This window comes from Pseudoalteromonas sp. B131b, assembly GCF_037162545.1.
Taxonomy (GTDB): Bacteria; Pseudomonadota; Gammaproteobacteria; order Enterobacterales; family Alteromonadaceae; genus Pseudoalteromonas; species Pseudoalteromonas fuliginea.
The window spans coordinates 3,527,090-3,546,731 of sequence record NZ_JARLUZ010000001.1; the positions used below are offsets into that span (position 1 = coordinate 3,527,090).

At 39.0% G+C, this 19,642-nt stretch carries 18 protein-coding genes and 3 pseudogenes; 4 read left to right on the forward strand and 17 right to left on the reverse strand.

Annotation, left to right across the window (positions count from 1 at the left end):
- Positions 1-69: 69 nt before the first annotated feature.
- From P4S65_RS16220 to P4S65_RS16275, 12 genes and pseudogenes are all read right to left on the reverse strand, one after another.
- Positions 70-1,622 (reverse strand): annotated as a pseudogene (locus tag P4S65_RS16220) (AbgT family transporter).
- A gap of 141 nt (positions 1,623-1,763) precedes the next feature.
- Complete coding sequence (locus P4S65_RS16225) at positions 1,764-2,039, reverse strand: YfcL family protein (RefSeq protein WP_007377754.1); 276 nt, start codon at positions 2,037-2,039, stop codon at positions 1,764-1,766.
- An 11-nt stretch (positions 2,040-2,050) separates the two neighbouring features.
- On the reverse strand, positions 2,051-3,199 hold the full coding sequence (locus tag P4S65_RS16230; protein WP_337120583.1) for an ATP-NAD kinase family protein: 1,149 nt from the start codon (positions 3,197-3,199) through the stop codon (positions 2,051-2,053).
- A complete protein-coding gene (locus P4S65_RS16235) occupies positions 3,189-3,743 on the reverse strand; it encodes an elongation factor P hydroxylase (RefSeq protein WP_033028255.1) in 555 nt (184 codons plus the stop codon). Before P4S65_RS16235 ends, P4S65_RS16230 begins: the two co-directional genes overlap by 11 nt.
- Positions 3,744-3,844: 101 nt before the next feature.
- Positions 3,845-4,492 carry a glutathione S-transferase family protein gene (locus tag P4S65_RS16240; protein ID WP_337120584.1) on the reverse strand — a complete coding sequence of 216 codons (648 nt, stop codon included), beginning with the start codon at positions 4,490-4,492 and terminating at the stop codon, positions 3,845-3,847.
- A 500-nt stretch (positions 4,493-4,992) separates the two neighbouring features.
- Positions 4,993-6,123 (reverse strand): ABC transporter permease, encoded by a 1,131-nt coding sequence (locus P4S65_RS16245; RefSeq protein ID WP_033028252.1) that lies wholly within the window; start codon positions 6,121-6,123, stop codon positions 4,993-4,995.
- Positions 6,113-7,062: pseudogene (locus P4S65_RS16250) on the reverse strand (ABC transporter ATP-binding protein). Before P4S65_RS16250 ends, P4S65_RS16245 begins: the two are co-directional and overlap by 11 nt.
- Entirely contained in the window at positions 7,059-8,003 is a 945-nt protein-coding gene (locus P4S65_RS16255; RefSeq protein ID WP_050482411.1) for an HlyD family secretion protein, read from the reverse strand. The pseudogene P4S65_RS16250 and the gene P4S65_RS16255 overlap by 4 nt, the downstream one beginning before the upstream one ends.
- Positions 8,000-8,677 (reverse strand): TetR/AcrR family transcriptional regulator, encoded by a 678-nt coding sequence (locus P4S65_RS16260; RefSeq protein ID WP_033028251.1) that lies wholly within the window; start codon positions 8,675-8,677, stop codon positions 8,000-8,002. The genes P4S65_RS16255 and P4S65_RS16260 overlap by 4 nt, the downstream gene beginning before the upstream one ends.
- A gap of 365 nt (positions 8,678-9,042) precedes the next feature.
- On the reverse strand, positions 9,043-9,378 hold the full coding sequence (locus P4S65_RS16265; RefSeq protein ID WP_337120776.1) for a DUF4112 domain-containing protein: 336 nt from the start codon (positions 9,376-9,378) through the stop codon (positions 9,043-9,045).
- Between the two features lie 56 nt (positions 9,379-9,434).
- Complete coding sequence (locus tag P4S65_RS16270; RefSeq protein ID WP_232525472.1) at positions 9,435-11,435, reverse strand: winged helix-turn-helix domain-containing protein; 2,001 nt, start codon at positions 11,433-11,435, stop codon at positions 9,435-9,437.
- Between the two features lie 202 nt (positions 11,436-11,637).
- A complete protein-coding gene (locus P4S65_RS16275) occupies positions 11,638-11,802 on the reverse strand; it encodes a hypothetical protein (RefSeq protein ID WP_337120585.1) in 165 nt (54 codons plus the stop codon).
- Between the two features lie 372 nt (positions 11,803-12,174).
- Between P4S65_RS16275 and P4S65_RS16280 the strand changes: the two genes are divergently transcribed.
- Positions 12,175-12,693, forward strand: coding sequence for a hypothetical protein (locus P4S65_RS16280; protein ID WP_337120586.1), 519 nt, complete (start codon positions 12,175-12,177; stop codon positions 12,691-12,693).
- Between the two features lie 170 nt (positions 12,694-12,863).
- A complete protein-coding gene (locus P4S65_RS16285; protein WP_337120777.1) occupies positions 12,864-13,562 on the forward strand; it encodes a spermidine synthase in 699 nt (232 codons plus the stop codon).
- A 562-nt stretch (positions 13,563-14,124) separates the two neighbouring features.
- Here P4S65_RS16285 and aroC read toward each other — a convergent pair.
- Entirely contained in the window at positions 14,125-15,222 is a 1,098-nt protein-coding gene (aroC, locus tag P4S65_RS16290) for a chorismate synthase (RefSeq protein WP_337120587.1), read from the reverse strand.
- Positions 15,223-15,286: 64 nt separating this feature from the next.
- The gene (gene prmB / locus P4S65_RS16295; protein WP_002962167.1) at positions 15,287-16,222 is read right to left on the reverse strand and encodes a 50S ribosomal protein L3 N(5)-glutamine methyltransferase; all 936 of its coding nucleotides are present in this window, start codon (positions 16,220-16,222) and stop codon (positions 15,287-15,289) included.
- Positions 16,223-16,374: 152 nt separating this feature from the next.
- Between prmB and smrB the strand changes: the two are divergent.
- Both smrB and P4S65_RS16305 read left to right on the forward strand, forming a co-directional pair.
- Positions 16,375-16,931, forward strand: a pseudogene (gene smrB, locus P4S65_RS16300) (endonuclease SmrB).
- A 27-nt stretch (positions 16,932-16,958) separates the two neighbouring features.
- Positions 16,959-17,888, forward strand: coding sequence for an AEC family transporter (locus P4S65_RS16305; RefSeq protein WP_096793454.1), 930 nt, complete (start codon positions 16,959-16,961; stop codon positions 17,886-17,888).
- Between the two features lies 1 nt (position 17,889).
- On the opposite strand, the gene P4S65_RS16310 is transcribed toward P4S65_RS16305, so the two are convergent.
- Genes P4S65_RS16310 through sixA form a run of 3 tightly spaced genes read right to left on the reverse strand, consistent with a single transcriptional unit; the run spans position 17,890 to position 19,486 of the window.
- Positions 17,890-18,627, reverse strand: coding sequence for an SDR family oxidoreductase (locus tag P4S65_RS16310; RefSeq protein WP_033028245.1), 738 nt, complete (start codon positions 18,625-18,627; stop codon positions 17,890-17,892).
- Positions 18,628-18,635: 8 nt separating this feature from the next.
- The gene (locus P4S65_RS16315) at positions 18,636-18,989 is read right to left on the reverse strand and encodes a RidA family protein (RefSeq protein WP_024591642.1); all 354 of its coding nucleotides are present in this window, start codon (positions 18,987-18,989) and stop codon (positions 18,636-18,638) included.
- A 26-nt stretch (positions 18,990-19,015) separates the two neighbouring features.
- The gene (gene sixA / locus P4S65_RS16320; RefSeq protein WP_007377738.1) at positions 19,016-19,486 is read right to left on the reverse strand and encodes a phosphohistidine phosphatase SixA; all 471 of its coding nucleotides are present in this window, start codon (positions 19,484-19,486) and stop codon (positions 19,016-19,018) included.
- Positions 19,487-19,642 lie beyond the last annotated feature (156 nt).

Below are 19,642 nucleotides of genomic sequence, written 5' to 3' on the forward strand. Positions count from 1 at the left end.
TTACTTTTACATTACAGGACTTTTATTTAAAAACCTCACTCAAGTAAGTGAGGTTCATAAAGGTTTAGGTTAAGGCAATGCTGGATAAATGTAGCTTGCATCTAAACCTAAAGGAATACCAAGTGCCCAATAACCTAATAAAAAAATACTCCAGCCAATCATAAAGGCGATTGAGTACGGCAGCATAATAGCAATTAAAGTGCCTATACCGGTGCCTTTGACATACTTTTGACAGTACACCACCACCAATGGGAAGTATGGCATTAACGGTGTAATAATATTAGAGCTTGAGTCACCTACACGATAAGCGGCTTGAGTTAAGTCTGGCGAAATGCCAAGTTGCATTAACATCGGTACAAAAATGGGGCCAAGTAACGCCCATTTTGCTGAACTTGAACCTACAAACAAGTTAACAAAGCCAGTTAAAAAGATAATGCCCACAACCGTTACTGCACTTGGCAATTCCATTGCCTTTAATAACTGCGCGCCTTCGATTGCGAGTAATGCACCTAAATTTGATTTACTAAATGCAGCAATAAATAGCGAACAGAAAAACGCCATAACGATATAATATGCCATGCCGCTCATCGCTTTACTCATAGCATCAATCATATCTTTTGAAGTTTTAAAGGTACCTACCGTAAAACCATATACAGTGCCTGGAATCCAAAAAGTAAAAATATTAGTGGTACAATTGATTGCATTAAAGGAGAGCTAAAATTAGTAAGGGATCCATCAATACTGCGCATTGCAGAATCGTCTGGAGCAGAAACAAATGCTAATAACGCAAGCCCTGTAATCATCACGGTACTGGCTATATAAAAGGCCCGTTTTTCATCACCACGTGCATCTTCAAATACAGGTAAATCCTCTTTAACACCATCAACCGCTGTTTTTTGTAAACGTGGTTCAATAATTTTATCGGTAATGTACCAGCCTAATGCCACAATAAATAAGCTAGATGCTGAAGCAAATGCCCAGTTATTTAACGGGTTAATTGTTATTGCAGGATTAATTATTTGCGCCGCACTTTGGGTAAAGCTTTGTAGTAATGGGTCGATACCTGATGGAATAAAGTTAGCCCCAAAACCACCACTGACTCCTGCAAATGCAGCTGCAATACCCGCAAGCGGATGGCGTCCTGCAGCATAAAATATAACGCCGGCAAGTGGAATAACTAATACATAACCTGCGTCAGTAGCGGTATGGCTCACAATGGCCACTAAAATGATTGAAGGCGTTAATAGCTTTTTAGGAGTAACTTTAAGCATTAACTTAAGGCCGGTATTAATAAAGCCCGAATGCTCTGCAACACCGACACCTAACATAGCTACTAAAACGACACCTAAGGGAGCGAAGCCAGTAAAGGTTTTTACCATAGAGGATAAAAAGGTAGCAAGCGAATCACTTGCCAGCATATTATTAATAATAATCGCTTCACCGGTACGTGGGTCTATTGCATCAAAACTTACGCCTGAAAACCACCACGACAACAACCAAATTAATAACATTGCAAATAGAAATATTACGGCTGGATCTGGAAGCTTATTCCCAACCCGCTCAACAAAATTTAAAAAACGCGCAGCGACCCCTGAAGGTAAAGCGTCTTGATTATTATTCATTTTTACCGCTCCTAAAGTTTATTTCAGTAACAATACCGCACAAAAACGAAACAGTAAATTAACATGAGGATTTGCTTTAAAAATTTTGGCACAAAAAAACACGATAGTGATAAACAAATCGTGTTTTTTTGCCACTTAGGGTTAAGCGAGGGCTTTAACTTCATCCCACAAGCGTGCAACTAATGTTTTGTCTTCTTCGTTAAGCTCGCCGTTGCGATATGCTTTAACTAAGCTTTGCTCTACTGTTTCGTTTAGCTCATCGATACTAATTGTTAGCTTTTCTACTTCGGCATAGCCTACTGCAAGATCATAGTGGCCTCGTAAATAGCCGCCTGCAAATAACTCATCGTCAGTTGCTTTTATTACTAAATCATCGAAGTACTGCTGGGCTGCATCGATATAGTTCACTAAACTCATTTATTAATCTCCTAGTTTTGCAAAGCATCCAATTTTTCAAGGTTTTGGTGCCCTACTGCATACATAATATGGTCGTTAAATCCGGTGGTTACTTTAATATAACCCGTTAATTCATCATCTAATTCGCCATCGCCTGTATCACAAATAAGGGGGCGGCCATTAAGCGCTTGTAGTTTTGTTTTTGTTGCTACTACAATAATGTTTTCTTTACCAATTGCACGTATAAGCACAGGACTCAATTGCTGGTTACCACGGCCAAATATATGCCCTTGCCCGCCAATAAGCGTAATGACTAACTTAGTACTTTGATCATGTGTAAGCTCAAGTAATTGTTTAGCCGTTAAATCTTGGGCAACTAAGGTTTGATCTTTTATTAAATCAACACCAAGTAACGTATTTTCAAGCCCCATTTCTTCCATTATGGCTTCAACCGTTGAGCCGCTACCCATAATATAAAATGTGTCTTCATCCATTTGCGATACAACATGCGCTGCAATGTCGGCAAGTACGAGTTCGTCGGTTTCTTTACCGCCATTTTTAACCGCTTGCATATAGCGTACTTCGCTAGGTGTTTGCATTTCGCCGTAGCGTTTGGCTTTTACTGTGCCTTGTCTGAAAGCATCTTCATCTATATCCATTACATCTGCATCGGCTAAGGTAACTAACTCACCCTTAACCAACATTTCGACTACGCGCCCTGCAGCCTTTGGCGTAATAGCGTAAACACCAGAATGAATTTTACAACCTGCGGGGATACCAAGTACGGGAATGGTATCCTCTATTGCATGGCAAATGTTACGTGCTGTACCATCGCCTCCGGCAAATAAAACTAAATCAACACCAGAGTTTTTAAGTATTTTTGCTGCTTGTTCTGTGTCATCTGAGGTTGTTATTGCTGAAGTGTTATATACAACCTCTACATTAAAGCCCAAAGCTTTTGCTGTTTGCTCACCCATGTCACCGTTAACAGTGTAAATAGTTAAGCGTTCTTTATAAGGTAATAGCACCTCAAGCGCTGCTTTTGTACGGATATTTGCTTTTGGCTCTGCACCTAATTCAATTGCTTTAGCGGCTGTGTGCGCGCCATCACTGCCTTTTAAGGCAACTGTGCCGCCTAAACCTGCTACAGGGTTTACAATTAAGCCTAATTTAAACGCCATTACAAAGCTCCTTTGGATGTTGCCAATTAAATTGCTGCGCTGTTAAGGGCCACGTTGTATTGTAAAAATCACACAGTGCTTTTAAAAGTGACTCTGTACGAGAGTTAAAGCCATTTTCGATTAGCGATAATACCCGTGCATGTACTCGCTGCTGAAAATCAAACCGACATGTTTGCTCGCCGTTTAAGTTATCCACCGACACATTAAAATTAAACCCTGCTGCGGTGCTTAATAACCACTCTATAGCTTGGGGCTTTATTTCTACCTTTTCAAACTCAGCTTGTTTTTGTTTGTCGCGCCCGTCTGGGCAGTACCAGTAGCCGTAATCTTCTAATAACCGACGTGCATCACCGGCCACCAGCCAGTGTGCTATTTCATGTAATGCACTGGCATAAAAACCATGCGCAAATACAACTTGGTGATATGGCACCTGCTCTGTTGCTGGTAAATACACAGGCTCACAATCGCCTTTTATCAGTCGTGTATTGTGACTTTGATAAAAAGTGCGCTCAAAAATTGAAATTAGATCAGCTATTTGATGCATAAAAATTGATTAATTCGTCTCGGTTACAGCGCCATATTAGCGCACTAAAAACGAGACGAATTGTACGGGCTTTTACCCTTAAAGTAAAAGTGATGAGGGTGTCAAACGTCTTTTCCTGCTTCGTCGCAGTCTACTATGTCGGTTTCGGTTAATGCCTGAGTGATCCATACTTGTAATACTGAGCAGCGCATAACAAAGTCACAATATTGTTGCGCCTCTGGCGATAACGTAATTTGATACGTTTTTAAACGCAATACAATAGGTACGTACATAGCATCAGCAATACTAAAGTCACCAAAAAACCACTCATTTGGAAACACATCTTGTTGCTGTACAAATATCTCGTCTATACGGGCTATGTCTTTTAATGCTTCGCTCGATAAGCCTACTTTACGGGTAGCTCTTATATTCATTGGCATTTCGCTGCGCAACGCCATAAAGCCTGAATGCATTTCAGCGCTTAGCGCACGCGCTTTAGCTCTTTGGGTAATATATTTTGGCCATGCAGCGCCCGATAAGTAAGCATCGTTAATATATTCACAAATTGCTAGCGAATCCCATACCTGTAAATCGCCATCGATTAACGCTGGAACTTTTTGCACAGCAAAGGTCTTTTTTAGTTCATTGTAAAAGTCGGGGGTGTCGAGTACCAGCTGGATTTCTTCAAACGGTATATTAAATTTACTCATCAAATACCAAGCTCGGAGCGACCAACTAGAGTAATTTTTGTTTCCAATAAATAAATGCATTTAAATTTCTCACTAAGTAATACATATTTGGGAAAATGAATAACCTGAACACTGGAAAGATTCTATCTCAAGCAACTATTTTCGACTAACTGCATTGAATTTACTTGCAATGAACTAGCTATTTACGCATAAATCTGACTAGTTACTATTAAAAGTGCATAGCTAGAGAAAAGTAAATTAAAATATCATAATGTACTGGCTATTGATTTAGCAAAGATGTTTTTCAAGTATGTAAAGCACCTTTTCCTGACAACATAATAGTTAACCTGAACTCTGGGTAATAAATCTATCTCGAGCAGCTATTTTCAGCACTAACTACGTTTACTAACAAAACGGTCAGGAGAGCTTACGCACTAATAAAAATAATTATGACTACAAAACAGCTGGACCAGCGACATAAAAAGCAATTAGAGCTATACATAAGTGCTCATCTAAACTCTATTGTGTAGAACGAATTGATTAATTATGTGAATCCATATAATTGTTCTGGAGAAACTTCCCTATTCTAATGTTTTATTAAAGCGCAACGAAGCAATAATTAACCCAACGAAGACAAATACCCCTAACCAAATAGCATCATATTCTAATATTAAAATACTTGCATCTCTCAATACAATAGCACGGATAATTCGCATGAAGTGAGTTGCAGGAAGCGCCTCAGCAATCCATTGTGCAACAATAGGCATCGCCTCATAAGGAAACATAAACCCTGATAGCAGAATAGAGGGTAGTAAAATAAATATAGTCATTTGCATAGCTTGCAATTGCGTTTTTGCTATCGTTGAAATCATTAACCCTAATGTTAAACTTGCTGCAATAAATAAAATAGATCCTACTAGCAAAGAAAGTATCCCTCCATGAATTGGGACAGAAAAAACCCAAAAACCAACGCTTAAAATAATAACAACTTGTATCAACCCAACGAACACATAAGGAGTTATTTTACCAACCATTAACTCAATCGGCCGCACCGGAGTAGTTATTAAAAACTCCATATTTCCCTGTTCTTGTTCACGAACGATTGCCGATGAAGTAAACAAAATCATTGTCATTGTCAAAATAACAGCCACTAAACCTGGAACAATATTAACCACTGTTCTTTGCTCTGGATTAAAATACTGAACCACAGCAAAACTGGGAGCCTTTTGAATAATAGGCCGATTACTTATCTCATCCAACGGCATATTACGTAGCCCTCTAATTGCAGATGAAATAACCGTATCAGAACCATCCACTATCCATTGCCCAATAGGTCTAGTCATTGACGAATTAATTTGTTGATGATTATAAAGAGAATGATCAAATAGCCGCCGAGTCAAATCACTTGGTAAATATAATACCGCTTTAATTTTGCCTTGTATAATTGCTTGCTCAGCTTCTTCGATTGAATTATATCGTGCAACAAAGTTAACCGATTGAGTAGCCGTAATTGCTTGTTCAATGGCTCTGCTTTGTGATGTTTGGCTAAAATCCACGAGCGCAACCGGGATATGCCTTGCATCAGTATTAATTGCATAACCAAATAGCATTAGTTGTACTAATGGGATCATCAAAATCATAGCAAAAGTCATTCGGTCTCTAGATAGTTGTTTTAATTCTTTAATAAAAATCGCATAAATTCTAGTCCACATTTCTACCTCCAGTACAGGCGACAAAAACATCCTCAAGACTTGGGCGAACGATTAGTGCTTTTCGATTGTTGCTAAATTTTGCTATAAACGTTAATGGGTCTTGTACACAATGTTTTACTAATACTCTAAGGTGTGCACCAATTTGAGCCGCTGACAAGACGTTAGAGTTTATAATGAGTGTATGCTTTAACTCTCTTAATTTGTCTCCACTTACTTCGACAACATGCGCTGGCATTGCATCCATTAATGTTTGAGGGGAACCATCAGCGCGCTTTTTACCTTGTTCTAAGATAGCCAGTGCATGACAACGTTCGGCCTCATCCATGTAATGCGTAGATACCAAAATAGTGGTTCCTACATCACACAAATCAAATAACCGCTCCCAGAACTCACGTCGATTTTGAGGATCGACAGCAGAAGTTGGTTCATCAAGAAATAAGAGTTCAGGGAATGTAAAGTTGCACAAGCAAGTGCTAAACGTTGCTTCTGTCCGCCACTCATAGAGCCTGCAAATTGATTTTTCTGTTGTTCTAAGCCATATAAGTGGAGTAACTCTTGAACCCGAACTTTCTTACGCTGTCTTGAAAAGCTGTAAATTGAACCAACGAAATTTAAGTTTTCTTCTACTGTTAAAGTGTCATATAAGGAAAATTTTTGCGTCATATAACCTATACGCTTTTTAAACAACTCTTCATTACCTAATAATGGCTTTCCTAGAATAGTAACGTCTCCCTCTGTCGGCGTTAATAAACCGGTTAATAGACGAATACTGGTCGACTTACCACACCCATTAGGTCCTAAAAAACCATATATACTTCCTTTTGGAATATTTAAATCGAGCTTATTCACAGCTAGTTTATCACCAAAACGTTTACTTAAACCTTTAGCTTGTATTGCATGCTCAACTGTTTCAGACACAATATTTCCATAGTTACTCATGGTATATGCACCTCAACAGCAAGCCCTGTGGGTAAGCTTTCTGCTTGCAAAAGATCAATATCAGTCAAGTACATTAATCGCGCTCTATCGCGTTCATTTAAAGCATAAAATGGAGTGTAGGCAGGTTGTGAACGAATATTGCGTACTCGTCCTTTAATAGGTGTATTAATTCCATCAGCAAATACATCAATTGGATCACCTACCTTAACCTTCATCAATGCTGATGCAGGTAAGTAAACTCTGGCATAAGGCTTAGCAATAGCTAAAACACTCATTAGTTCCGTCCCTGTAATTACACGGTCACCTTTATACCAAGGTAGGCTGTCAATAATGCCATCGACAGGTGCTTTAATAGTTAGGTCTTCTGCTGTTTTTTGTTGCCATAATAAAGCCGATTTTGCAGCGTCCACTCGAGCCTGAGCTTGTGACAAATCTTGCTGACGCGCGCCATTTTTTAACTCTAACCACTGCGCATGAGCAAGATTTTGTTTAGCTTTGGTACTATTTCTCTTTGCTTTTGCTACATCCATATCAGCAGTACCAACAGCATGGTTTTTATAAAGTTTAATAATACGTTGATACTGATGCAGAGCTTCTTTACTGTCTGAACGTGTAGCATCTAGGGCTGCTTTTGCCGCATTTAATTGCTCAACACGAGTACCAGCATTTAGTAAACTCAATGCCGCACTTACTTGTGCTAGTTCGGCATTTCGTTGAGAAACCAGTGCATTCGCACGCACTGTATCAAGCTGTAATAAAATATCTCCTTGATGAACAACAAGCCCTTCGTGTACCTTTATATCAACAATCTGCTCTGACGCAGGGGATGAAAGCTTAATTCTGTCGCGCTCTACAGTTCCCATTGCATAATCAATATCTTGCGTATCGCAACCAGATAGAAAAAGTTGACCTATAAATAACAATAACAAGCACATTTTCATAATGATCCGCCCTCCTCATTGTCATCACTTTGGTTATTTGGAAAGTTAAACAACCCCTGTTCTAAAAGAGTCTGATTATGTTCCGCCAGTCCCATTAACCAGCGTTCTCTTATCTCAACACCTAGTTGCTTTTGTACATATTCAGGAGCTAGTAACGGAAACACCATTAAACTCATAAAGCTTAAACGTATAAAATCTGTATTAAGGTTTGGATTAAGGTGACCCTGCTGCTCAAATGCTTTTATCCAGCTTTCGGAACACCGTAAAATGTTATCAAAAACACTAGTTAAAATAGCGAAAGTTTGCGGATTATCCTTTTGCCCTAGTACATGTAAAATCAGTTTTGGTAGCATCGGAGTTGCTGCTATCATCCGGTAATAGGTCTGCATTAGTCGTAATGGGTTGAGCTGTGCATCTGGAGTCAAATCTTGCTGAAATTGCGCTATCACGGGCGCTAATGTATCTTGCATTACGGCTTCAAACAAACCTGCTTTTGAACCAAAATAATAGCGAATCATTGCAGCGTCTACATTCGCTTCTTTAGCTATCTTTCGCGTTGAAACGCTATCAAACCCTTTTTCTGAAAAACAAATTTTGGCGGCGTCAATCAGGCTTTGTCTGGCTGATTCTTGGTTAGGGTCATCTTGTTTGGGTCTGCCTGCTTTGGCTGTCATAATGCTCTCTGCTTATTAATTCATCTATTGATGAATATAAACCACTTTAGCATTGCTTGATATGAAGATAATTCCTCAAAATAACCCTTGTTGAAGAGTTTAATAAATCAATTGCGAAAAAATAAACTCATTAATGAGAAAAACTTCTAAACATTGACGATTTATTCTATAAGTTGTGTATATTTTTTTGTAAAAAACTAATCGTTTATGATTACGTCTTAGGAATAGCCGCTACATTTTGCTGCCAATATGTTACAGGCAAGTGAATGGACAATACGTAAGAAAAGTTATCAATTTTATTTAAATTTTTAATATAAACAGCTTCAACGCGAAGCTCATATTCTGAATACTATATTAAGTTAATTTCATATTTTTTTGATATGATTTTTTAACAAGCAGGTGTTACGCGTATTTGCTTTAAAAAAGGCATCAAAAATATCACCAAGTATAGGAACTAACCCGCCAATAAAATCAATTGCAATATTTAGTAAAATACGAAATTTGATATGCCAGCTTACACCTAATCTTTGAGCCTCAAATAATACATAGCTTGATAAGATTAAGCCTGCAAAATCACCAATAACTGGCACAATACCAATTATTGCTTCAACCCCAAATTTAAAATTGGTAAAGGGAATTCGGATACTACTATCTGTTATCTGACTAAAACGCTCGAGTGTTGCTTTTTTTGGCGTTATTATTCATAAAATCTCACTTTAATAATCATAAATTAACGCCTACTCATTCATGAAAGCTGTTAATTTAAGCGCACTAAGGTACGTATTCTTTTCGGCTCTGTTAAATAAAGAAACTGCTGAAAGTCATGAGATGCGTTTATTAACATTTTTCCATCATCATTGCCTTTAAAGATCGCCTTACTACTTCCTGTTCTGAAGTCTATTTCATTCATCTCATACCCGTCTTTATCTGCAAATGTTACTGTCATAACCGATTCGTGAACGGCCAAACCAATAATCTCTTTTGCTGGTGATTTCCAAATAATTTCTAGCTCGTTTTTTTCGTTCATCCTAAACACTTGTTTTTCATTAGAAAAGTAAACCAGATCCTGTTCATCAATATCCATTGCATAGCACGCCAAGCGCTTTCCTGAACCTGTATATGGTGTTAATTCAAGCGTCTCTAAATCAAATTTAGCAGGATGGAAAGTAACTCCGTCTGCAGCGCGATAAGAAACTAAAATAGCAGCTTCGTGGTGATACATTTCTCGTAGATAAAATGAATGGTAGGAATGAGGAATACTATCAAAGCTTTGTTCTTTTAGATTAATTCTAAAGAGTGTATTTTTACTGGCAGTGATCACTTCTTCTGCGTCTTTTGACCACACGATACCAAATAATTCTTCATTGTTTGGGTTAGAAAAAATCAGCGTTTGCGTCCCATTCTCATACAAAAATAATTGCTTTGTACCAAATCGGTGAGATTCAAATACAAATTTAGACGAATCGGGAGAGTACACCGGTAAAAAGTCAACTGATGAGGTATCTACAAGCGTTTCAAATTGCGTTGGCTCTTGACGAGTTGAGCGAATAATATCCACATCAACCTTTACTAACTCCATTAAAATGTCGTTACCTGACAACGAGAAATGCGCGTCTCTAATAATGTGGTAGTTATTAAACGCCAACTTTGTCAGTTGCCCCTGTAAATTTAATAGCTGAAGTTGATGTTTATTACTAATCAATAATTGTTGTGCATTGGGGTGCCAGCTCAACCCCTGCACTCCATCTTCAACCGTTGCTAATGTTTTAGTCAAGCTTGTTTCAATGTCGAACAAATCAATTCTGTATTGGTTTTGACCAGATTCAGAAGCTAGAGCAATAGACTTCTGGCTCGGTGATAATGCATGTAACATCATCCAATCTTGCCCCGCAGCTTCCTTAATAACACGCTTTTCTTGGGTTATTAAATCAATTGTACTTAGTTGAGTATGATTATCGCTTTGGCGTTTTTCAATGAAATAAATATGATTGTTATTCGCCCACTCTAACTGCTGGCTCGTAATCTTAAAGTCTTTAAAAGTATAAATTGTTCTATAGTTTGCCGATTGTAATGTCAGCTTGTCTAAAGTGAAATACCCCAATATCTGGGTATCATCCTGATTCACAAATGCGATTTCACTGTCATCACTGCTCCACCCTAGGCTGTGATAGGTTGATTGCTTTTGTGTTAATTTAACTTCTTTTCCTGAGCGTAAGTTTTTTAACCAGATAGCTTGCTTTGACTTATCACCACGCACAAAGGCTATATACTCACCATTATGTGACAAAGAAATGCTCGATTCATTTTCTTCACTCGAAGAAATAGGCATCAATTTGGTAAAACGTGTCTTTACTTGCGGTGTATCGGGGTAAAGCCAACTTGCGATCCCACCCAGTGTAACCATTAAAATTACCAACGCTGATAAGTATATACGCTTGGGTTTATTAGGCTGAGGCTCAGCTACTTCAAGGCTATAGCCTCGTTTTGGATGAGTAATAATATATCGTGGATTTTTTGAATCTTCACCCAATGCTTTTCTAAGCAATGCAATACAGCGCTGCACATAACTGGGGCTAAATGTAGCATTTGGCCATACGGCTGAAAAAATTTGTTCTTGGCTAACCACAGAGCCCCGATGTGAATACATATATTGCAGTACATCCATTACTTTGGGTTCAACGACTTGCTCTGTGTCAGCTGATGATATTTTACAGCGGCTTACATCTATAGCAAATTCCCCTATTACAAAACGGCCCACTGGCTACTCCAATAAATTACTATAAATCATATATTAAGGTTTTCTTAAGAGAAACTCTAGGGTAATTCCATTGCTGCTTAATCTATTATCCGCAATGCTGCTCGCATTATTCATTAACAATTAAAATCCATGCTTCGTATCTTATTTATCTTAACCATTTTTGTTAGCGCTTTTTTGCTATTTCAAATTCAACCTATGTTATCTAAAGAGCTGTTACCTCGATTTGGGGGCGGCGCATCGGTGTGGTCTGCCAGTCTATTTTTTTATCAAACTGTTTTATTACTTGGCTATTTTTACGCACACTTTTTAACTCGTTATCCACTAAAAAAACAAATGGTAATCCATATTTCGCTTGTTGTTTTAGCAAGCTTAATTAGCCTTAACAAGTTCCAAGTTAATTTTACTTTAACCCCTACTGGTCAGTGATTGCAAACTTGCTGAATCAAATTGGCTTAGTATTTATGCTGCTAAGTGCCACAAGTGTGCTTATGCAACGATGGTACATAGAGCGCGGTGAAAATACAGTGCCTTATCATTGGTATTCGGTTTCTAACCTCGGCTCTTTATTAGCTTTAATAAGCTACCCAATTATATTTGAGGTGTTTTTTTCACTACAGCAACAAAAAGATTACTGGCAAATCGGGCTGCTTATCTACTGCATGCTATTAATCAGTTTAGCTTATAAGCTATTGAGCATGAGCACCAAAAAAATAAATCACCGTTACCGCTTACACAAAAAATGTCAAAAAAACCAAATGTACTTTGGATTATTTTATCCGCGACAAGCTCAATCATGTTAATTGCGACAACACAAATGATCAGTACTAATATCCCACCAATGCCACTTGTATGGGTCATGCCGCTTGCTATCTATTTAGTGACTTTTAGCTATACGTTTGCCAATAAAAACAACTATAACCGTTCTGTTTGGGTATATGCTTTTATATTAAGCGCGTTTGCAGGGTTGATAATGTACTTTTTAGGGAGCCAATTTAACGCTGTTTCACAAATTATAATTTATAGCTTTATTTTATTTACTGGCTGCATGATTTGCCACGGTGAACTTAGAGAACTTGCACCACAAAGCACATTACTAACACACTTTTACCTGTATATTGCTTTAGGTGGCGCGCTTGGCAGCTTATTTACCACGTTACTTGCTCCGGTGTTATTTGAACAAATCACCGAATATATAGTCAGCTTGGCAGTACTACTTACTCTCATTAGCTACATTCAAATAACTAAATTAAAAAAATAAATACGCTGCAAATCGGCGCGTCAGCTCTGTGGTGTGGCTGTTATCTCGTTCTTTATTTTAGTTTCAATCAATATAACGTTGCATCACAAAGAAATTTTTATGGCTACCTCACAGTAAAAGATATCAATACTGCAGAGCTTGCACAAAGACGTTTAATTGATGGCACCACAATTCATGGTTCGCAGCCTTTGCATGGTCAAAATTCACTCACTAACAGTTACTATCATCAGCACACTGGCGTAGCTAAGTCGCTGGCGATACTTAAAAGCCAAGAAAACCTCAGCATGGGCGTCATAGGGTTAGGTGCAGGAGTATTGGCTAGCCTGGCTGACAAGCACGATACAGTCCATTTTTATGAGCTAAACCCCGCAGTATACAAAATGGCTAATACATATTTTGATTATCTTAAAAACACCCAAGCTAAAGTAAATGTAACCATTGGTGATGGCAGAGTCTCATTAGTAAACGAGCTTAAAAACAATGCCCCTTTAATGAATGCCTTGGTTATTGATGCATTTTCTAGTGATGTAATTCCCGCCCACCTATTAACTCAGGAAGCGCTTGAGCTTTACTGGCAACGATTAAGTGAAAACGGTATTTTAGTTATCCATATATCAAATAACCATATAGATTTACTACCAGTACTCCAAGCGCATAGTACTAACTTTGCAAAAGCATTAATAAAATTTAAACATAATTCAACAAAGCTCACCGCTTTAGGTTCGGAGTGGGTTGTGTTAACAAGTAATCAACTATTTTTGGATGCTATTAAGGTAAGTGATTTATCGCCGTTGAAATCCTATCCAAAAACTGAGTTAGTACATTGGACAGATCAAAAAAATAGCTCATTACCGCTATTAAAATTTTAAGCTAAACTTGGGGGTACAGCCCCCTTAAAAATATAAAAAACCACTTCGTATTTAAGTTATATCCCCCTCTTAATGACAGCAACAATATTGGTTTCTGTATTTGATTCAGTTACCTAGGGCGTGTTGACCTTTCGTGGGTGAATTTGCAGCAGTATGTTTGGTATTTGAGCAAGGCAGAGCCTATGATGTGTGGTTATTCCCCATAAATAGGCGATAACGCAGCATAAATGCCAAACATGCGCTGCCCTTTGGGTTCTTTCTAGGGACAATTAACTCTTTGTTACTCGGTTTTTACTTAACCCGTTAGGTTACAAACCTCGCGCCGCGATTAAATCGACCCTAGATTGAACAAATTTCAATCCACAAAGGTCAACACGCCCTAGTACTGTAACACCGAGCAAGCAACCACATAATCCGCTAAAACAAGAGTTAGTGAAATAATCACTGCAAATTTTTAATAGTCACAAAACTTGATTTATAAAAGAGTAAACGTAAAAAAGCACGATATAAAACCGTGCTCTAATACACTAAACCACTCAGTTTAATTTAAAAAATAAATTAATCACACTGAGCCGTTAATTGGCCCGTGTTCGTGGTTTACATGTGGATTTTGTCCGCGTTGACGCAGTAAATGGTCCATTAATGTAATAGCCATCATTGCCTCAGCAATCGGGATTGCACGAATGCCAACACACGGATCGTGACGACCTTTGGTGATCATCTCAACCGCTTCGTTGCTTGTATTAATGCTGTTACCTGGGATGGTAATGCTCGACGTTGGCTTAAGCGCAATAGAAGCAATAATATCTTGCCCTGTCGAAATACCCGCAAGTACACCACCTGCATGATTTGATGTAAAACCTTCAGGGGTTAGCTCGTCGCGATGCTCAGAGCCTTTTTGCTCTACTACATCAAAGCCATCACCAATTTCCACGCCTTTAACTGCGTTAATACTCATTAATGAGTGAGCAAGTTCGGCGTCTAGGCGGTCAAATACTGGCTCACCAAGTCCTACCGGTACGTTGCTTGCCACTACTTTTACTTTAGCGCCTACTGAGTCACCTTGTTTTTTTAGATCGCGCATATAGTCGTCAAGCGCTTCAAGCTTACTCGCATCAGGGAAGAAGAATAAATTGTTTTCCACTTCGTCCCAGTCAAACGTTTCCGCTTTAATAGGGCCAAGCTGGCTTAAACAGGCTTTAACTTCAATACCATGAAATTGCTTTAAGTATTTTTTAGCGATTGCGCCTGCCGCTACGCGTATTGCAGTTTCGCGTGCAGACGAACGACCACCACCACGATAATCGCGCAAGCCGTACTTATGCCAATACGTGTAATCGCCATGGCCAGGGCGAAATACGTCTTTTATTTTGCCATAATCTTGCGAGCGTTGATCGGTGTTCTCGATAAGTAAACCAATACTGGTACCTGTGGTTTTACCTTCAAAAACGCCTGCTAATATTTTTATTTGATCGCTTTCACGGCGCTGCGTTGTGTAACGGCTTTGGCCTGGTTTTCGGCGATCTAAATCAATTTGTAAGTCGGCCTCTGTGATTTCGAGACCTGCGGGAGTACCATCAACAACGCCGCCTAATGCAACGCCGTGGCTCTCACCAAAGGTGGACACTTTAAATAACTGCCCAATGCTATTACCTGCCATTAACTTTCCTCATTCCTAATGACTACCAATAGCCAAGCACAGGGCTTGGCTATTCATTTTTTACTTATTTTGCAAAATACTCATCTAGCTGCTTTTTGCTAATTACAAATACACCTAAGCCGCCTTGTTCAAATTCAATCCATTCAAACGGCGCGCCCGGATACAGTGCATCCATATGTACCATAGAGTTACCAACTTCTACAAATAACAAACCGTTATCAGTTAGATGTTCACTCGCTTCGCTCAATATAGTACGGGTTACATCTAAACCATCGTGGCCTGATGCAAGTCCAAGCTCTGGCTCATGATGAAATTCGCGTGGTAAGTCAGCCATATCTTCTGCATCAACATATGGTGGGTTTGCTACTATTAGGTCGTATTTTTGACCTGGTACACCGCTAAATACATCAGACTGAATCGGTAACACGCGCTCAGTTAACATGTAATCGTTAATGTTTATGTCTGTCACTTCAAGCGCTTCATACGATATATCTACCGCGTCAACTTGTGCCTGCTCAAAAGCTTGCGCAAGTGCAATTGCGATACAACCCGAACCCGTACATAAATCTAATATACGGTTTACCGATTGTGGCTCTTCAAGCCAGGGTGTAAAGCGGTTGCTGATAAGCTCAGCAAACGGTGAGCGAGGTATAAGTACACGTTCATCCACATAAAATGGCATACCCGCAAACCATGCAATGTTTGTTAAGTAAGGTACTGGTGTGCAGTCGTTAATACGTTCTGCAATAAGACCCGCAAGTCGGTTTTTTTCTGTGCTTGTTAAACGCGCGTGCATTAATTCTTTTGGCGCATCAACAGGCAAGCTAAGCGCAGGCAGTAATAAGCTTACAGCTTCATCCCATGCGTTATCTGTACCGTGTCCAAAAAATATACTACTACTTGCAAATTGGCTTGTAGTCCAACGTAACCAGTCATGTAAAGTTGACAGTTCTGCAACGGCTTCTTCGAGTGTTGCTTCTTCTATTTGTAAATCGCTCATATATTTTTACCTGTATTAGCTTACTGACTGTTTTGAGTCTTTAAGACGATTGCATTGCCTATCTGCGCTGGGCAAATTACAATTGCCCCTCATTTAAGTATTGTACCGCCTTTTGCGCTGCGTTTTTACGTTTTTTTGTTTAGGTAATAGTTATGAAAAAAGACACTCCATCACATTCGTCCCTAAGCAATGACGACATAAGCTTATTTCGTCAAACGATCACAGGCGCCAAAGTATTTAAACAAGATACTCATCGTTTTGATACAAAGCCTAAGGTGTCACAAGCTAAGCAATTTGCCCAGCAAAAAAAGCAGGCTCAATCTGAATTTTTTTCTCAGACGTTTATATTCCCGATATAGACACCCACGGCACGGTTAAATATGTAAAACCTGGCCAAGATACTTTCCTAGCTAAACAGCTTCGCCGTGGTGACTTTGCACCCGATTTGACGCTAGATTTACACGGCTTAAATAAAGAACTTGCTAAAGACGAACTCGCTGGACTCATTCACGAATGTAAAAAGCAGCATTATTATTGTGCATGTGTCGTGCACGGTATTGGTGGTGGCGTACTAAAGCACAAAGTGCCTCAGTACTTAGTACAGCACCCTGACGTAATAGCGATGCACCAAGCCCCTCTCGAATATGGTGGAAGAGGCGCTGTACTTATTTTAATTAATTTACCGCAAAGTGATGAATTTAGACGCTAACTTTAGCCATTACTAGGATGTAACTACGTGCATATTTTTTCAATTATTTTTCCGCTCATTTTTATTGTTGCGTTTGGTTATAGCTGTTGCCGATTAAAATTTTTCGACAAGCAGCATATTGCAGGCCTGAGTAAGTTTACCTTTTATATTAGTTTGCCTGCTTTTTTATTATTAAATATGTCGCAAATTAACTTACAGCAAAGCATTAGCCTTTTTGCATTTTTGAGCTTTTACGTACCTGTTCTGAGTGTATTTGGGGTGGGTATTTTAATTGACCGCTTTTATTTAAGTAAAAAACATTTAAAAAATTACCAACAACACGGTGTCTTTGGACTTGCTTCTAGCTATTCAAATATGGTGTTAGTGGGTATCCCTATTGTTATTGCATCGCTTGGCAAAGAGATGATAGCCATTGCGTTTATGATCATTACTTTTCATAGCACATTGTTATTTGCACTTACTTTTTTAATAGGCGCTAAAGGTAGTAGCGATAAATTTTCGTGGTCGCACTTTGGAAAAAGTATGGTGTTAAACCCAATAGTACTGAGTATTGGGTGCGGGCTTATATTAAACATATTAGGAGTAACAATGTTTACCGACTTAGCAAATAGTTTAGAGCTATTAGCTAAACCAGCAATTGCCTGTGCGCTATTTGTACTTGGTGCAAATTTAGCTTTTTATAAAATAGCTGCAAATTGGCAACCGGCGTTAATAGCATCAATTTTAAAAATATTTTTATTGCCTGCGCTAGTTTTATTGGTAGGCACCTATGTATTTAAGCTAGACACGCAAATACTTAATGTATTGGTACTTTTAAGTGCGTCCCCTGTTGGCGTAAATGCTTATCTTATTGCGAATCAAATAAAGCAGCATGAAGCTACCCTTGCTGGGGCTGTCGTACTTTCTACTATCTTAAGTGTTATTAGCTTTACGTTTTGGCTAGCTTTATTACTTTAGCTTACAAACCGCCGGCTACATCAACAAAGCTACCCGTTGTAAAAGAAGCCTGCTCCGAAGCTAAAAAGTAAATTGCTGCAGCAACCTCTTCGGGTGTACCGCCTCTGCCAAGGGGTAATTTACTTTTAAGGCGATCGACTCGGTTTTTTTCACCACCATCGCTATGCATATCAGTGTAAATAAGCCCTGGTCTAACCGAATTAACACGAATACCTTTACTTGCCACCTCTTTTGCCAAGCCAATAGTAAATGTGTCCATTGCACCTTTAGATGCTGCATAATCAATGTACTCATTAGGAGAGCCCGTTTTAGCAGCCCTCGATGATACATTAACAATACTGCCGCCATTTCCCATTCGCTTTATAGCCTCACGGCTACATAAAAAAGCACTGGTAATATTTGTAGTCAAAACTACGTTTATGCGCTCAGCACTCATTTCTAACAAAGGCATTTGTGGTTTTAAAATACCAGCGTTATTTATTAGTACATCAAGCCGACCAAAGACTTTATCTATATGCATAAATAAAGCTAAAACGTCAGCCTCTAGTGATACGTCACCTTGAATTACTTCAGCCTCAACGCCTAATCGCTTTACTTTTTCTGCCACCAACATTGCACTAGCTAAATCAGCTTTATAATTAATGCAAACATTATAACCGTGCTTTGCAAAATATAGTGCGGTAGCTGCGCCAATACCTCGGCTAGAGCCTGTAATAAGTACAACGGGGGAGCGATTCATTAAAGCTACTATTCTTTTAAAGCTGCAACTACTGAAATTTCAACAAGCAGTGCATCACGTGCCATTTTAGCTTCAACGCAGGCACGTGCTGGTGCATAACCCTCGGTTACCCATGCATCCCATACTGCATTCATATCAGCAAAGTATTCCATGCTCTTTACATAAATAGTCGCGCTAAGCATATGCTCTTTTGAACTTCCCGCTTCATCAAGCAGCGCCTCTACTTTATCAAGCATAGTTTGAGTTTGTTCTTTGATATCTTTTTGCGCGTCGGCGCATACCTGCCCACATAAATACACAGTGCCGTTATGTTTTACAATACGGCTCATGCGCGCACCGGTTTGAAGGCGTTCAATAGTCATTTCTTCACTCATATTATTAATTAAATTTATACATTATCGGGAGCATTGATACTCATATACTGGCTGCGTTGAGTTCTTTCATCGTAACTTATTACAGCAATGGCACCCGTATTAAAAATAGGCATGTTACCAGGGCATAATTGATCAACTAAATAACTCACAATTGGCATATGTGCTACCACAAGCCAAGTGTTGCATTGGGGGTGTGCTGCTATAAGCGTTTCGAGATAATCCGCTGCTATTTGCGGTTTTCCTTCAGGCACAATATCACTGCATGTTTCGCTAAATTTAAACTCTGCATTTTTAGCAACGTTTTCTGCAGTTTGCTGAGCACGAATGTAAGGGCTAACTAACAAGGCATCAGGTGGGTAGTGTTTAGCAAGCCATAGGCCCATTTTCTCGGCTTCAGTATGACCCGTTTGAGTCAAATTTCTAGCCGCATCATCAGCCTGCATCGGTGTTGCTTCGCCGTGGCGCATTATTAGGATTGTTTTCATAAAAAATCAACCGATTAAAGAGTATAAAACAGTAGCCAATTTGCCCATTTGTCCGCTATATTAAAAACATAAACCTATTTTTTTCTAAAATAGTTCTTTCGTGATATTCAGGTAAACCTTTTAGTCGTATTCCACTTTCCTGAAGTTATCATCTGT

Coding starts and splice junctions, on each gene's coding strand:
- P4S65_RS16225 (WP_007377754.1), bottom strand. CDS start 2,039: ATGAGTTTAGTGAACTATATCGATGCAGCCCAGCAGTACTTCGATGAT.
- P4S65_RS16230 (WP_337120583.1), bottom strand. CDS start 3,199: ATGGCGTTTAAATTAGGCTTAATTGTAAACCCTGTAGCAGGTTTAGGC.
- P4S65_RS16235 (WP_033028255.1), bottom strand. CDS start 3,743: ATGCATCAAATAGCTGATCTAATTTCAATTTTTGAGCGCACTTTTTAT.
- P4S65_RS16240 (WP_337120584.1), bottom strand. CDS start 4,492: ATGCATTTATTTATTGGAAACAAAAATTACTCTAGTTGGTCGCTCCGA.
- P4S65_RS16245 (WP_033028252.1), bottom strand. CDS start 6,123: ATGTGGACTAGAATTTATGCGATTTTTATTAAAGAATTAAAACAACTA.
- P4S65_RS16255 (WP_050482411.1), bottom strand. CDS start 8,003: ATGAAAATGTGCTTGTTATTGTTATTTATAGGTCAACTTTTTCTATCT.
- P4S65_RS16260 (WP_033028251.1), bottom strand. CDS start 8,677: ATGACAGCCAAAGCAGGCAGACCCAAACAAGATGACCCTAACCAAGAA.
- P4S65_RS16280 (WP_337120586.1), top strand. CDS start 12,175: ATGTCAAAAAAACCAAATGTACTTTGGATTATTTTATCCGCGACAAGC.
- aroC (WP_337120587.1), bottom strand. CDS start 15,222: ATGGCAGGTAATAGCATTGGGCAGTTATTTAAAGTGTCCACCTTTGGT.
- prmB (WP_002962167.1), bottom strand. CDS start 16,222: ATGAGCGATTTACAAATAGAAGAAGCAACACTCGAAGAAGCCGTTGCA.
- P4S65_RS16310 (WP_033028245.1), bottom strand. CDS start 18,627: ATGAATCGCTCCCCCGTTGTACTTATTACAGGCTCTAGCCGAGGTATT.
- P4S65_RS16315 (WP_024591642.1), bottom strand. CDS start 18,989: ATGACTATTGAACGCCTTCAAACCGGTGCGCGCATGAGCCGTATTGTA.
- sixA (WP_007377738.1), bottom strand. CDS start 19,486: ATGAAAACAATCCTAATAATGCGCCACGGCGAAGCAACACCGATGCAG.